The sequence below is a fragment of the Pseudomonas sp. AE27 genome (assembly GCF_037113495.1).
GTDB classification, from domain to species: domain Bacteria; phylum Pseudomonadota; class Gammaproteobacteria; order Pseudomonadales; family Pseudomonadaceae; genus Aquipseudomonas; species Aquipseudomonas palmensis.
In genome coordinates this window covers 571,102-585,000 of record NZ_CP146966.1, presented here as the reverse complement: position 1 = coordinate 585,000, position 13,899 = coordinate 571,102, and the positions used below count along the sequence as shown (strand labels likewise).

12 protein-coding genes and 4 tRNA genes are annotated in these 13,899 nt (G+C 59.8%); 2 read left to right on the top strand and 14 right to left on the bottom strand.

The window, feature by feature from the left end; genetic code table 11:
• Positions 1-79: 79 nt before the first annotated feature.
• The 10 genes from V9K84_RS02775 to V9K84_RS02730 form a co-directional block, all read right to left on the bottom strand.
• A complete protein-coding gene (locus V9K84_RS02775; protein ID WP_143516623.1) occupies positions 80-1,378 on the bottom strand; it encodes a UDP-glycosyltransferase in 1,299 nt (432 codons plus the stop codon).
• A 152-nt stretch (positions 1,379-1,530) separates the two neighbouring features.
• Complete coding sequence (locus tag V9K84_RS02770) at positions 1,531-2,526, bottom strand: hypothetical protein (RefSeq protein ID WP_088514315.1); 996 nt, start codon at positions 2,524-2,526, stop codon at positions 1,531-1,533.
• A gap of 10 nt (positions 2,527-2,536) precedes the next feature.
• Positions 2,537-4,291: an asparagine synthase (glutamine-hydrolyzing) gene (asnB, locus tag V9K84_RS02765; RefSeq protein WP_043862899.1), complete on the bottom strand. Its 1,755-nt coding sequence runs from the start codon at positions 4,289-4,291 to the stop codon at positions 2,537-2,539.
• Position 4,292: 1 nt separating this feature from the next.
• On the bottom strand, positions 4,293-4,847 hold the full coding sequence (locus V9K84_RS02760; RefSeq protein ID WP_052504286.1) for a sugar transferase: 555 nt from the start codon (positions 4,845-4,847) through the stop codon (positions 4,293-4,295).
• A 1-nt stretch (position 4,848) separates the two neighbouring features.
• Entirely contained in the window at positions 4,849-6,372 is a 1,524-nt protein-coding gene (locus V9K84_RS02755; RefSeq protein ID WP_088514314.1) for a lipid II flippase MurJ, read from the bottom strand.
• Entirely contained in the window at positions 6,373-7,206 is an 834-nt protein-coding gene (locus tag V9K84_RS02750; RefSeq protein ID WP_088514313.1) for an aldolase/citrate lyase family protein, read from the bottom strand.
• 349 nt (positions 7,207-7,555) lie between these two features.
• Positions 7,556-7,631: transfer RNA gene (locus tag V9K84_RS02745), tRNA-Gly, on the bottom strand.
• 3 nt (positions 7,632-7,634) lie between these two features.
• Positions 7,635-7,710, bottom strand: a tRNA-Glu gene (locus tag V9K84_RS02740).
• A 102-nt stretch (positions 7,711-7,812) separates the two neighbouring features.
• Positions 7,813-7,888 (bottom strand) — tRNA-Gly (locus tag V9K84_RS02735).
• Positions 7,889-7,890: 2 nt separating this feature from the next.
• Positions 7,891-7,966 (bottom strand) — tRNA-Glu (locus tag V9K84_RS02730).
• A 333-nt stretch (positions 7,967-8,299) separates the two neighbouring features.
• Between V9K84_RS02730 and V9K84_RS02725 the strand changes: the two genes are divergently transcribed.
• Complete coding sequence (locus V9K84_RS02725; RefSeq protein WP_043862749.1) at positions 8,300-9,067, top strand: hypothetical protein; 768 nt, start codon at positions 8,300-8,302, stop codon at positions 9,065-9,067.
• Between the two features lie 74 nt (positions 9,068-9,141).
• Here the strand turns inward: V9K84_RS02725 and V9K84_RS02720 are convergent, their stop codons facing one another.
• Together V9K84_RS02720 and V9K84_RS02715 are read right to left on the bottom strand one after the other, a co-directional pair.
• A complete protein-coding gene (locus tag V9K84_RS02720; protein WP_054915824.1) occupies positions 9,142-9,624 on the bottom strand; it encodes a GAF domain-containing protein in 483 nt (160 codons plus the stop codon).
• Complete coding sequence (locus V9K84_RS02715; RefSeq protein WP_088514082.1) at positions 9,624-10,511, bottom strand: ATP-binding protein; 888 nt, start codon at positions 10,509-10,511, stop codon at positions 9,624-9,626. The genes V9K84_RS02720 and V9K84_RS02715 overlap by 1 nt, the downstream gene beginning before the upstream one ends.
• A 76-nt stretch (positions 10,512-10,587) precedes the next feature.
• Between V9K84_RS02715 and V9K84_RS02710 the strand changes: the two genes are divergently transcribed.
• Positions 10,588-12,954 carry a response regulator gene (locus V9K84_RS02710; protein WP_081315148.1) on the top strand — a complete coding sequence of 789 codons (2,367 nt, stop codon included), beginning with the start codon at positions 10,588-10,590 and terminating at the stop codon, positions 12,952-12,954.
• Here the strand turns inward: V9K84_RS02710 and V9K84_RS02705 are convergent.
• Together V9K84_RS02705 and msrB are read right to left on the bottom strand one after the other, a co-directional pair.
• Positions 12,951-13,439 (bottom strand): glutathione peroxidase, encoded by a 489-nt coding sequence (locus V9K84_RS02705; protein ID WP_043862745.1) that lies wholly within the window; start codon positions 13,437-13,439, stop codon positions 12,951-12,953. The two genes, V9K84_RS02710 and V9K84_RS02705, sit on opposite strands and share 4 nt — an antisense overlap.
• A 26-nt stretch (positions 13,440-13,465) precedes the next feature.
• On the bottom strand, positions 13,466-13,861 hold the full coding sequence (msrB, locus tag V9K84_RS02700) for a peptide-methionine (R)-S-oxide reductase MsrB (protein ID WP_043862744.1): 396 nt from the start codon (positions 13,859-13,861) through the stop codon (positions 13,466-13,468).
• Positions 13,862-13,899: the final 38 nt, after the last annotated feature.

The window sequence follows — 13,899 nt, the reverse complement described above, 5'->3', positions numbered from 1 at the left end:
AACACTCCTTTTCTTCAATTGATCGACCCAGGGGTACTCCCCCGCGACCTGCTTGGTATCCTCCAAGCCATGACCCGTCTTACGAGAGGGGAGAAACCGTGCCTTCTGACCCTAGCAGCGATTCGGCTAGCTCGACGATGTTATGCGTGGCGCTGGCCTTCAAGGGACCAGCCGAAACCATTGATGGGCGCTGCTCAGACTTGAGCTGGACGCGGCTCAGCGCCGCACCAAGCCCTTCAGGTGAGCTCACTTCAGTGGCAATGCCCATTTTTCCGTAGGGCGCATCCTGATTGAAAACAGATCCACCCACAGAAAGAACACAACGCCCGGCCAGATGCGCTTCGAGGCCCACCGTGGAACTGGTCACTACCACGATATCGAGAGCATGCAGCAAGGTTGCAAGATCTTCACTGGGTGGACTGAGCTCGACACGCTCCTGGCCTGATTGGAACTGGACACTTTCACTGGGGTGATAGCGCAACACCAATCGGTACTTTGCATGAGTGCTGACAAACTCCCGCAAGACTGCCTCGATCCTGCGCGGCAATGTCGGATCGCCGATTCGCCCATCGAAAGGATGGCGCTCGGGCTCAACTTGCGAAGCCCACAGAATGACGGTTTCGTCCTTGCTCCAACCTTTGGCAGCACGCATTGCACGTCCCGCTTCCTGTACCTGAGGCTGCTGCAACCGATCGAACGCCGGATTGCCAGTGACAACTATCGCGTCGGGGTGACAGCCTTTTTCCACGAACATATCCCGTACCTTCTGATTCAGTACACAGATTCGACTCGCATAACCGGGGCGGTTGATCCACTGGATTTCCTGCAGACCAAAAAGATCCACGGCACAGATCGAAGCAATGCCCAGCGCGCTGGCGGCTTCGAGTACGGCTCGCTCGCTACGCGGAGCACTGGTTGCTATCACCAGCGACGGGCGCAGCTCGGCCAGCCACCGCTTGAACAGACCGATTGGACAGAACACCCGGCGTCCGTGCTCGGCGAACAATTGTGCTGCACCTTCCAGACCATGTTCTGCCACCAGTTCGCGATAATTCAGCCCCATGTAGGCGACCGATTCGGCCAGCTCAATGCTGCCACCAGACGGTAGTTCGCTGGTCAGCTTGCGCCCCCATGCCACGACATCAGCCTGGTCGGCACCCGGCAGGTGCCGGTAGCCAATAAATGGAATGCCCGCTCGTTCCAGATACCCGACAGCGGTAGTCAAAGCAAGAACCAACACCGGATGTCCCTTTGCTATAAGGCTACGTGCCACCGGCGTCAGCATGGCAACGTGTCCGCCGCCATAGGTAACTATCAAAATCGGGTTTTTCTCTGCAACAGGCAAATCGGCAACAGCTACAACGTCATCACTTGTCATCTAGGGTGCTCATAATACGATCGGCCTGACCTAGTGCAATGCACGGGTACAGGACTCCTCAATCAAACAGTTGCAATCACTCACGCTGTGCTACCCATGAATACTGCATGCAATCAGGCAAACACCTTAAAAGGGTATGGGATCCCTTGCAATCAATCAGTCACATTCAAACCACGGGCACCGACCACTGGAGCAACAGGTTGACGCCGCAGTCCGAGAAATCTCAATACTCGTCTCATGGCACTGCCGGCTTCACACAGCAAGAGCGGTATGGCAAGAGTAAGCACAGTAAAACCGAACAGCCCCCCCGCCATCGAGATGATCAACAGCTTGCGTACAGGGCGTATGCGGGGGCCGAAAAAGAAAAACAGAGCTCCCAGCGCACCGACCGGTAGGGCTAACAGCAACAGGATCAGACCCAGACCGCCGCCTGCAAAGAAGATCTTGCCCATCCCATGCTTGAGCATGAGCATCAAGCCCTGCATACCGCCACCGTAGAAGTCCAGGTTCTTCTCGATCGCCACAATGAAGTAGGACAAGAACACATAACCGCAGAGCACCAGCAGTATCAACGCCATCAGCCCGCTGAAGTTCCTGAGCTTGACGCCGCCTGCTTTCCAGCGCTCGAGAAAGAAAAGGAAGATGGCGAACAGCACGATGACGAATACACCTGTGCTGACGGTCCCCAGGAAACAGGCAACGGCACCTCGCACAACCGGCCATTTTATAGGAACCTGCGCCCGACTCATGTCAATGCACAACGAGACGCCCAAAAGCCAGGCGCTCCAGGCGATCACACCCCGCCCGTTCATGAACATATGAACCAGGAAAAACAAACCCCAGATCAGGTAGGAAGGACTGACCTGGTGAGTCTTGCGCACGATGGCCGACCACACCGATGCATTGAGCAGCATGAAAAGGCAGCAGTACAGTGAGAATCCAAGCCCTGGATAGTCCCGCTCCAGCATCAACCCCGGATAGGCGACCATGTACCGGAAAAAATGCGGATGCCCGGTCAGAGTCGCCGGGTCTGCCTGCTGCAGCCACAGGTCCAAGACCTGCGGCCACGCTGAAAACTCCTTCACACCGGACAACGTAATGCCCAACAGCAGCAACAGAATCACGAGCGTTGAGATACGTACTTTCATGCGTCAGGCCCTAGCAGTTCTTCTGCCAATGGCTCAAGGCAATAAGCGCACGAATTTCCCGCGTCCTGTTCTCCTCACCTGAAATATGCGCCTCATTCATGCGGGACATCGCTGCCTGGTCAAACACGCCGACAGGCATGTTCTCACGACAATAATCCGCTTTGGTGGTCTTGAACCACTCGCCGACTGGCACCGTGAACATCTGCTTCTTGCGGTAGGCCAGGTTATCGCCGATCAGCGGCGCGACCGCTTTTTTGTACAGATACTTTGTGATGCCGTCCTTGAGTTTGAGCGAACCCGGCATGCGGAAGGCGAACTCCATCATGCGGTAGTCCAGGAAAGGCGTACGCGCTTCGAGCGACACGGCCATGCCCATTCGGTCGGGCTTGACCAGATTATTGCCCGAAAGCAGCAACTGCATGTCCAGATACAAGGCCTGGTTGATTCGATCCTGGTGCGCCACCGCCTTGAAGTAAGGCGCTGCTACGTCGAAGGAATCTATTGCTTCTAACCGCGCCGCGCGCTCTGGCGTGTACAAGGCCTGTTTACCGTGGTGGGTAAACAGCGAAATACTGTCGAAATAGTTGCGTTGAAACTCTTCGTCGGACCAGGTGGCCGCTTCAGGACGCGCGAAGAAATCTCGATGCTTATCATAACCGGCAAACAGTTCGTCGCCGCCATCACCGGTCAGCACTACCTTCACATGTTTGGCGGCCAACGCTGAAACGCGATAGGTGGGCAGGAATGAAACATCCCCATGGGGCTGGTCGCAGTGATAGGTAGCCATTGGCCATAGATCAAGCATGTCAGGCTCTACCCGCTCCATGACGTGCTCGGCCCCAAAACGCTCGGCAGCTTCCTGCGCGTAGGCTGACTCATCGTAGCGCGGGTCGTCGAAACCGATACAAAAGGTCTTCACCGGATCGGTCATGTGTCGAGCCATCAAGCCAACGACGGTGCTCGAATCAACGCCGCCGGAAAGAAACGCACCGAACGGTACATCGCAACGCAGCCGCAAGCGCACGGCGTCGTCCAAAATGGCGTTGAATTCTTCGATCCATTCCTCCTCGCTGCGTCCGTGAACGGGCTGGACCGCCGCAAGGTCCCACCAGCACGACACCTCGACACCCTGCGAGGTGATCTTCATCAGGTGACCCGGCATCAAATGACGCACACCCTGATACAAGGTGAACGGCGCCGGCACGTAGTTGAACGTGAGGTAGTGGTGCAAAGCCTCTTCGTCCATTGGCGGATGTGGCATGCCAGCCTTGAGCACCGACTTGATCTCCGACGCAAAGGTGATCTGCTCGCCATCATCGTGTACATACAGCGGCTTTACCCCGATGCGATCACGCACCAGGTACAACGCCTGCTCGCGGGCATCGTAGATGGCGATGGCGAACATCCCATTGAGTTTCTCGACAAAGGCAATACCTTCACGCTCGTAAAGGCGCAGCAGCACCTCGGTGTCCGAATGCGTACGACAAGCGTACGGCGTGCCTTCCAGCTCCTGCGCCAGCTCAAGGTGATTGAAAATTTCACCATTCTGTACAACGACGATGTTCTGGTCATCGGAAATGAACGGCTGATGCCCACCAGCCAGGTCGATGATGGACAGGCGCTGGTTGCCCAGCGCCACACCCGGAGCACTGAATACACCCTGATCATCTGGTCCGCGATGACGAATCGACTCTCCCATCGACCGCACCGTGTCAGGGGCCAGCGACTTGCCCCGGCGATTAAAATATCCAAAAATTCCGCACATTTCAGTTGCCGCCTTTTCCGAAAACCTGTTTGAACGTCAGCATGATGATTTCAAGGTCCTTCATCAGCGACGCCTCTTGGGCATATTGCAGATCCAATTGCTTGCGCTGCTGCTCGGTTGCAGCCGAGCGCAAAGTCGCCTGCGCAAGCCCGGTGATACCCGGTCGCACACTATGTCGCACGCGCCACTCTTCTTCCGTGTATAGCGGACGCTGCGCGGGCACATCCGGGCGCGGCCCGACCACGCTCATGTCACCCAGCAATACATTGAACAACTGCGGCAGTTCATCAAGGCTGGTACGCCGAATGAACCGACCAACCCGGGTGATCCGCGGATCGCCTTCTGCAGTGGAGAACCCGCCGAGACTCTCGGCATTGAGCACCATGCTTCGGAACTTGTAGATGAAAAACTCACGCCCTGCACGCCCGACCCTTCGCTGCTTGAACAGCACTGGTCCGAAGTCGGAGAAATAGATGACTGCCGCGACCCCGAGTAAGATCGGCGACAACACCACGATAGCCCCACCAGCACAAAACAAGTCAAAAAGCCTTTTCACGTTATCTCCCACGCCTGTCAGCAAAGCGCAACACCAATAGACCCGCAGCCACTGCGCCAGCAAAGACACCACCCGCGAGCAGCACGCGCCAAATATCAAGGGAACCGGGCAACAGCACGGCAAATGGTTTCACTACCAGAACGTCAGTGAGCCAGCCGACGATCGCGACACTGCCGATGGCGAACAAACAGCCCAAAACTCTATACAACTGCGCACGAGCAGACCGCGCGCCCGCGCGACCCAAGGCCTGCATAAGGCTGATCGCCAGGATGCAATGAAACACCGGCAGTGCCCCCATCAGCGCAATGGGGTCGGCCATCAGCAACCCTGGCAAGCACAACAATGGGAACACCAGCATGATCAGGGCAGTTCGGCGCAGCACCTGCGCCGGCAGCCTACGCGCGTTGAGTGCCGCTGCCGCCAGGCTGGCTATACCCACCCACGGCACACTCAGCAGGGCGACCTGGGTAAGGCTGGTGATGTGCGCCAGCCCATCGACACCGACACGCCCCGCACCGAAGAGTATCCCCACCACCGCATCGACAAACGGTACTCCGCACAGCACAACGGCAAAAGACAACACCAGCGCACGCTGCAGGCCCGATTTCAGGAGACCGTCGAAGGCCGTCAAGTCGTTGTGATCGTGAGCCTCACTCAGGCGTGGAAATGCCACGGTGGCCAAGGTGGTGATCAGAATGCCCAGCGGCAGCTCGACCAGCTTTATTGCATAGTTGAACGCTGCCAATTCCCCCTTGCCCAGCCAACTAGCCCCCGCACGCAAAGCCACCGGCACCAGAATCAGCAACGATGCCGAAGCCAGCCCGGCGACGAAGCCCTGTATCAAACGACGGTCTAGCAGCAGACCATGATGTGCCTGCATTACCCGTGGTGCGCCTCCACGCAGCGCAATCCACTGGCTGACCCAGCGCAGCAGCGCTCCTGCCAGGATGCCCGCGCAGAGCAACGACAGGTAACTTCTGGACCAGAACATGGCCATCAGTAACGCGGCAATGATGCTCAGATTAAAGAATAGCGTGCCGCACCCGGCCACGAAGAAACGGTCACGGGCGTTGAGCGCTGCTGTGCTGACGCCAGAGAGCGCGGCAAGCGGAATCGCCAGCGCAATGGCATAGATCATCCAGCTGTCCAGCCATTGCGTGGGCGCTTGCAAGCCTGGCGCGAACAGCCAAAACCACAATCCCGGCAGCAACGCAAAACACAGGCCGAACACTGCGAACAAGGCGCCAAATGCCAGCGAAGCCTGCCTGAAAAGGGCCGCAGCCTGTGCCGGGCTTGCCGCGCGCAGCGCCGGGACCAGAGCCACACCGATGCCACCGGAAAGCAGGAGGTTGACCAGCAGATCAGGCACCGTCAACAGCACGATGGCGATATCGGCCTGCTCGGACAATCCCAATGATGATGCCAGCAACACCTCGCGCCCGAAGCCAGCCAGACGCCCAGCCATCAATGCCAGACTCAGGAACAGCCCTGCACTCAACAAACTACGCTGTCCTGGCGACGTCATTCAACCATTCACCCGACGAGCCCGGATCGCGGCGACAATCGCCTGCACACCCGTCTGCACGCTAGCATGAGCGGCTTGCAACTGCTCCGGTGCTGCGCATCGATAGTGCTCATAGACGTCGCGTAACTTCTGCACTTCGCCTGCAAAATCCATCTCGGCCCGGATCTGTTCCACCGAGGAGGCATTGCGATGGAAGGCTCTGGACAGAATTGCCGCGCTGGAGCCAAGCCGTGCATGTTCCGCCACCAGCAATTCGGCCGGCAGCATGCCGTCACCCACCCGCGCAAGACCACCGATACCGAACGGCAGGCCGGCATCGCGCAGTACCGCCGCCAGACCATCTACCGTGCCGTTGGCTACCAGCTCGAACATGAAGTCCAGCCCCTGTTCGAGGTGAAGGTCGTTCAGACCGATATGCACCTCGTCCACGCCCGGCACCCGCACACATTCTGCCAGCGTTGCAGCCGCACCCACTGTCTCGACCAGCAGACTGCAGCGCACCCTGCCCCGTACCGCCTGAGTGAACGTGCGAACTTCGTCAGGCCCCCTGAACATGGGAAGCATCAGGATATCGGCCCCTGCATCAATAGCCTGATCGATCTCGGCCTGGCTGCCTTCGTGGACAGGATTGATGCGCACAAGCAAACGACCTGACGGCACGGCGGGCCTGACGCGCCGCACGTCATCGAGGTTGTGCTTGCTGATAACTGTGTTCAGGTGGCCCTGACGTGCCTCTTTGCCAGTGATTTCCGTGTCCACGAAAATGCGGTCTACACCATTCTCGACAGCGAAGCCTGCCATCTGCGGGCAGTTGGTGATCATGAGAAGCTTCATTAAGGCTCCCTTGTGCCAGTAATGGGTTTAGCCTGATCTATATGAAAATAGAGGCCACGATTTTCGACGCTATGATTAAGTCCATTAATCTTTCGAGTGAACAAACAGGCGCAGGACAAGCAGCGGGCACCTGTCGGGGTGATCGGCTTCACCTGCATCGAGGGGGCTGAAAATCAACCAGAGCAAGTTCGCACGACCGACAAATAAGAGCGGCATTCTACCTCAATCCGAAGTGTCGGACAGCCCCGCACCACCTGCATCGGAACACCTTCCTACAGACTTGCGAAAAAAGAACTTTAATCGAGACAAAAAAAAACGCCGTTCATACGAACGGCGTTTTCTTTGAATTTGGAGCGGGAAACGAGACTCGAACTCGCGACCCCGACCTTGGCAAGGTCGTGCTCTACCAACTGAGCTATTCCCGCAAATGGCGTCCCCTAGGGGACTCGAACCCCTGTTACCGCCGTGAAAGGGCGGTGTCCTAGGCCACTAGACGAAGGGGACACTGCCTGAAACACCATGGTGTAGTGTTTCAGTTCCAGAAATACACCCGAAGATGCTTTCTGGTTTCACTCAGCCCCGCCCTGAAGCAAAGCTGCTTAAAATTGGAGCGGGAAACGAGACTCGAACTCGCGACCCCGACCTTGGCAAGGTCGTGCTCTACCAACTGAGCTATTCCCGCAATGGCGTCCCCTAGGGGACTCGAACCCCTGTTACCGCCGTGAAAGGGCGGTGTCCTAGGCCACTAGACGAAGGGGACACGCTACAACATTCACTCCCTGCCGCGTTTCGCTGTGTGCTTTACGCTGCAAGTGGCGCGCATTCTAGGGGTGCTTTGAGAAGTCGTCAACCCCTAGATATAAATTTATTTAAATCAATGACTTCGCCCTGCTTTACGCTGCCACGGGGGCCGCAGCGCGCCTGAGCCTTGACGATTATTTTCTGACGCACATACGCGACGCGGCCCAGTGCTGGCGGCACCTCAAGGCAAAATGCCAGCAATCCGCCCTGCTCAACTGCCAAACAGCTCTATCCGGGCAAAAGCGAAGCCACTACACTCAAACGGCAAACCTTCCTGTATGAGGCGTTAACGGTGACACCACTTCTGATCACCCTGCTTATAGTAGCGGGTATCGCACTCTTGATCGTGATTGGCTACCTGAACAATGTAGTCGAGAGCAACAAGCTGGAACGAGCCCGTCTCAAGATCGAGCTGGCCGACCGCTTGCGTCGTTGTGGCGAAATCACCGAAACCTTCCCCGGCCAGTTGATGACCCCGGCACTCAAGCTGCTGCTGACCCGCCTCGAACTGAACCTGAACCAGCGCCGCCTGGCCCTGGACAAGCACAACCGTGAAATCCAGGCACGCATCAGCGAGCTCCAGGGCCTGATTGCCCTGGGCGATGGCATACCGGTGAACAACCCTCCCGGCCCGATCCAGACCGAAGCCCGTGCCAAGGATGTACGCTTTCTGCTCGAAGCCCTGCACAGCCAGGTGGTGCGCGCCTCCCAGGAAGGCTTCCTGCCGACCAACGAAGCCAAGTACTGGGTAAAGGAAATTCGCCATATCCTGGTGCTGCTGCACATCGAGTTCTTCAACAACCTGGGGCAGCATGCGCTGCAGCAGAACCAGCCGGGGCAGGCCCGCCTGGCGTTCGAACGGGGCGTGCAGTACCTGCGCAAGCAACCTGATCCGGTGCTCTACCGCGAGCAGCTCGACTATATGGACAAACTGCTGGCACGCGCCAACGCCATGGTACTGAGCCAGAACCAGCCAACCGAAGACGAGGTCAACCCACTGACCGAAGGGCTGAAGTCCGACACCGAAGAAGACTGGAAGAAGAAAGTCATCTACGACTGATTGCAACACAACCCATTCGCCAGCACCCCCGACAGGAGCCTTGCTGGCGAATGGGCGTAACGCCTCTACCCGCCTCAGCAGTCCGTCGAATCCAGGAAAATCCGCGCCAGACGCTCCAGCCCGGCCTGATCCTGCTCACCAAAGCGTGCAAGTACAGGGCTGTCCAGGTCCAGTACGCCGATCAGCGCTCCGTCCTTGACCAGGGGGATCACCAACTCGCTGTTGGAGGCGCTGTCACAGGCAATATGCCCCGGGAAGGCATGCACATCCTCCACACGCTGGGTCTGGCGTGTAGCCGCCGCAGCCCCGCACACCCCGCGCCCGAACGGGATGCGTACACACGCCACCTGCCCCTGAAACGGCCCCAGCACCAGCTCTTCACCGCGCGCCAGGTAGAAACCTGCCCAGTTCAGGTCTTCGACCTGGCTGTACAGAAAGGCGGAAAGCTGCGCAGCGTTGGCAATGAAATCCCGCTCCCCGTCCAGTAGCGCCTCCAGCTGCGCCGCCAGCAGGTCATAGCCGCACTGGCCGCCCCCCACTGCATTCAAATCGATCATTACTGTTGCTCCAGCAGTTTCAGGCCCACCCAATAGCGGGCAAATTGATAGGCGCAGCGGCCATTGCGATTGCCGCGGCCGGTTGCCCAGCGGATCGCGGCCTTGTCCAGCTCTTCATCCCGTGCCCAGACCAGACCTGGCGCCAGCGCCAACTGGGTGATCCAGTGCTCGACCACATCAAGGAAGTGCTCCTGGGTGAACGGGTAGAACGACAGCCACAGACCGAAGCGGTCCGACAGGGCAATCTTGTCCTCGACGGCCTCGCTGGGGTGCAGCTCGCCGTCGACCATCTTCCAGTTCTCGTTGTCGCTCTGCTTTTCCGGCACCAGGTGCCGACGGTTGGAAGTGGCATACAGCAGAACGTTGTCCGGCGCCTGCTCAAGTGAGCCGTCCAGCACGCTCTTGAGCACGCGGTAGTCGCCCTCCCCGGCCTCGAACGACAGGTCATCGCAGAACAGCACGAAACGCTGTGGCAGTTTGTGCAGTTGCTCCACCACCCGCGGCAAGTCCGCCAGGTGGTCACGCTCGATCTCGATCAGGCGCAGCCCCTGTGGGGCGTACTCTGCCAGCAAGGCACGCACCAGCGACGACTTGCCGGTGCCGCGCGAGCCCCACAGCAGCGCGTGGTTGGCCGGCATGCCGTCGATGAACTGGCGGGTATTGCGGCCCAGTTGTTCACGCTGCCTGTCGACACCGATCAGGTCGGACAGGCGCATGTCCAGGCTGACCTCGAGCGGCAGCAGAAAACCGCTGCGCCCTTCGCGCTGCCAACGGGCAGCCAGGCACTGGGTCCAATCGATGCTGGGGCGCAATGCCGGCAGCAGCGGTTCCAGACGCGCCAATACCGATTCGGCGCGCTCCAGGAAAGCATTCAAGCGAGAGTCCACGTTATGTCCTCGACACAGATTCTTGGGAAAGCCTGAATGTGCGACAGTACCTGCCAGCTACCGGGGGTGATCGGCTATGCTTGCGCAGCGCACGGAAAGTGGAACTGGCTCGGGATACATGGATATCAAGTTCACCAATCGCCTGTCTTACAAGCAAGCCCGGCTGACGGTCCTGGTCGGTTTCATCCTGGGAACATTGCTCAGTCTCATCCAGATCGGCATCGATTATGCCAGCGAAGACGCCTCTATCAATCGCGAGATGCAGGCACTGCTGCAAATCAGCCACAACCCTGCCTCGCGCATTGCCTACAACCTCGATGCGGAACTGGCCAACGAACTGACCCTGGGCCTGCTCAAATCTCCCGCCATCACCCGTGCGCGCCTGATCGACAACACCGACAGCGTGTTGTCCGATGTGCAGCGCCCGCGCGAACAAAGCAGCTATCGGATGTTGAGTGATTTTCTCTTCGGCCAGAGCCGGCAGTTCCAGGATCGCCTGATGCTCGACCAGATGCCCAGCGAATACCTCGGCACCCTGTATCTTGAAGTCGACACCTTCGCCTTCGGCAGCCGCTTTCTGAAGCGGGCCGAAGTAACGCTGCTCAACGGGTTCGTGCGCAGCCTGGTGCTGACCGGCATCCTGCTGGCACTGTTCTATTTCATGCTGACCAAGCCGCTGGTGCGGGTGATCAGCGCCCTTAGCAACAGCAATGCACGCGCGCCCAACCAGAACAAGCTGGCCTTCCCGCCCGGTCACGAACAGGACGAGATCGGCGTGCTGGTCAAGGTCGCCAACCAGCAGTTCGTGAGCATGGCCACCGAGATCCAGCAGCGGCGCAACGCCGAAAACCGCCTGACCGACTACCTCAACGAGCTGGAAAACATCGTTTCGGCCCGTACCAACGAACTCAAGTCCAGCAACACCCGCCTGAGCCAGTCCAACGAGGAACTGGAGCAGGCGCGACGCCGGGCACTGGACATGGCCCAGGCCCGTGCCGCATTCCTGGCCAACATGAGCCACGAGATCCGCACCCCGCTCAATGGTCTGCTGGGCATGATCGCGCTGTCGCTGGACAGCCCGCTCAACGCCGAACAACGCCAGCAGCTGTCCATCGCCCACGACTCGGGCAAGGTACTGGTGGAACTGCTCAACGATATTCTCGACCTGTCCAAGTTCGACGCCGGCCAGCTGGAGCTGGAGCGCATCCCCTTCGACCTCGGCGCCCTGGTGGAAGACACCGCCAACCTGCTGTCGCAGAACGCGGCGCCCAGCGTGGAGCTGACCTGCCTGATCGATCCGCAGTTTCCCAGCAGCGTGCTGGGTGACCCCACGCGGGTGCGCCAGATCGTCAGCAACCTGCTGTCCAACGCGCTCAAGTTCACCCGGTTCGGGCGTGTCGACGTTCGCCTGGGCACCTACCCCGGCGGCGTGCGCCTGGAGGTCTGCGACACGGGCATCGGCATCCCGCTGGAAGCCCAGGTCAGGATCTTTCAGCCTTTCACCCAGGCCGGTGCCGGCATTACCCGCCAGTATGGCGGCACCGGCCTGGGCCTGGCGCTGACCCGCAACCTCTGCGAAGCCATGCAGGGGCGCCTGAGCATCAGTTCGGAAGCTGGCTTCGGCAGCCAGTTCAGTGTCGAGCTGCCGCTGGCCTCCCACACCCCGGCGATTGCACCCGCCCCCCTGCGCGGCAAGGTGGTGGCGATCAGCAGCGCCAGCAGCGGCCTTGCCGAACTGCTGCAGAGCCTGCTGCCACGTTGGGGGCTGACGTACTCGCGCCATGACAGCATCGACAGCCTGGTCGACCTGGAGCCCGACCTGCTGGTCACCGACAACCTGGATGGCCTGTTCGGCCTGCGTCCGTCACTCAAGGCGCCAATCCTGCTGGTGACCGCCTATGGCAACTTCCTGCCGGGGGAAGAAGCCGCCCAGTTGGCACCGCTGCAGCAGCAGGCCCGCCCGCTGGCCCGCAACGCCCTGTACCAGACCTTGCAGCGCATTCTGCAGGGCAGTGACGATGCAGGCCCGGTCGCCCAGGCAGGCACCCAGACCAGCGAGCGTCGTGCCCGCATCCTGCTGGTGGAAGACAACCCGGTGAACCAGCTGGTCGCCAAGGGCATGCTGGGCAAGCTGGGCTGCGAGGTGATCGTGGCCGCCCACGGCGGGGAGGCCCTGGAGCAGTTGGAGCAAGCCGCCTTCGACCTGGTGCTGATGGACTGCAACATGCCGGTGATGGACGGCTACGAGGCCAGCCGACGCATACGCCAGAGCGGACGCTGGCCCGACCTGCCCATCGTGGCACTTACCGCCAACGCCATGCCCGAGGAACGCGAACGCTGCCGGGCGGCAGGCATGAACGACTACCTGGCCAAACCCTTTCGCCGCGAAGAGTTGCTGGCGCTGATCGATCACTGGGTGCCGCCAACAGCCCCTGAAACCTAGCGCAGCAGCTTTTCGATATCGCCCGCCAGCGCCTCGGGCTTGGTGCTGGGCGCATAACGGCTCACGGCACCCGACTGCGGATCGACCAGGAACTTGGTGAAATTCCACTTGATCGCCTGCGAACCGAACAGGCCGGGAGCCCTCTGCTTGAGCGCGGCGAACAGGGGATGCGCGCCCGCCCCATTGACCTCGACCTTTCTGAACAGGGGAAAGCTCACGCCAAAGTTGGCTTCACAGAACTGCGATATCGCCAGCTCATCGCCCGGCTCCTGCTTGCCGAACTGGTTGCAGGGAAAGCCCAACACCACCAGGCCGCGCTCGCGATAGCGCTGCCATAGCGACTCCAGGCCCTTGTACTGTGGCGTGAACCCGCACTGGCTGGCGGTATTGACCACCAGCACCGCCCTTGCCGGGTAATCCGCCAGGGTTTTCTGCTCGCCCCGCAGGGTGGTGCAGGGAATATTGAGCAAACTGTTGTCGGCCATGACCGCGTCTCCTGCGTTCGGGTGGGTTACTGTCGCGGCACCAGGTCAAGGCACACCGAGTTGATGCAGTAGCGCAGACCGGTGGGCGGCGGGCCGTCGGGAAACACATGGCCCAGGTGGGCATCGCAAGTGGCGCAGGTGACTTCGGTGCGAATCATGCCATGTGAGGTATCGCGGATCTCGACCATCGCGTTGTCGGCGATAGGCTCGTAGAAGCTGGGCCAGCCGCAGCCGGAGTCGAACTTGGCCCTGGAATCGAACAGCGGCTTGTTGCAGCAGATGCAATGGTAGACGCCATCGGTGCGGGTGCTGTTGTACTTGCCGCTGAACGGGCGCTCGGTGCCCTTCAGGCGACACACGTTGTACTGCTCGGGGTCGAGCATCGCACGCCATTCTTCCAGGGTTTTCTCGATCTTTTCCATCACCAGGCCTCGCTGAATTAAAAACCCCGCACTGCGTC

Bases quoted from the DNA above. Each gene is read 5' to 3' on its own strand.
- V9K84_RS02775 (WP_143516623.1), bottom strand. From the start codon at position 1,378: ATGACAAGTGATGACGTTGTAGCTGTTGCCGATTTGCCTGTTGCAGAG.
- V9K84_RS02720 (WP_054915824.1), bottom strand. From the start codon at position 9,624: ATGATCGATTTGAATGCAGTGGGGGGCGGCCAGTGCGGCTATGACCTG.
- V9K84_RS02755 (WP_088514314.1), bottom strand. From the start codon at position 6,372: ATGACGTCGCCAGGACAGCGTAGTTTGTTGAGTGCAGGGCTGTTCCTG.
- V9K84_RS02710 (WP_081315148.1), top strand. From the start codon at position 10,588: ATGCTTGCGCAGCGCACGGAAAGTGGAACTGGCTCGGGATACATGGAT.
- V9K84_RS02750 (WP_088514313.1), bottom strand. From the start codon at position 7,206: ATGAAGCTTCTCATGATCACCAACTGCCCGCAGATGGCAGGCTTCGCT.
- V9K84_RS02770 (WP_088514315.1), bottom strand. From the start codon at position 2,526: ATGAAAGTACGTATCTCAACGCTCGTGATTCTGTTGCTGCTGTTGGGC.
- asnB (WP_043862899.1), bottom strand. From the start codon at position 4,291: ATGTGCGGAATTTTTGGATATTTTAATCGCCGGGGCAAGTCGCTGGCC.
- msrB (WP_043862744.1), bottom strand. From the start codon at position 13,861: ATGGAAAAGATCGAGAAAACCCTGGAAGAATGGCGTGCGATGCTCGAC.
- V9K84_RS02705 (WP_043862745.1), bottom strand. From the start codon at position 13,439: ATGGCCGACAACAGTTTGCTCAATATTCCCTGCACCACCCTGCGGGGC.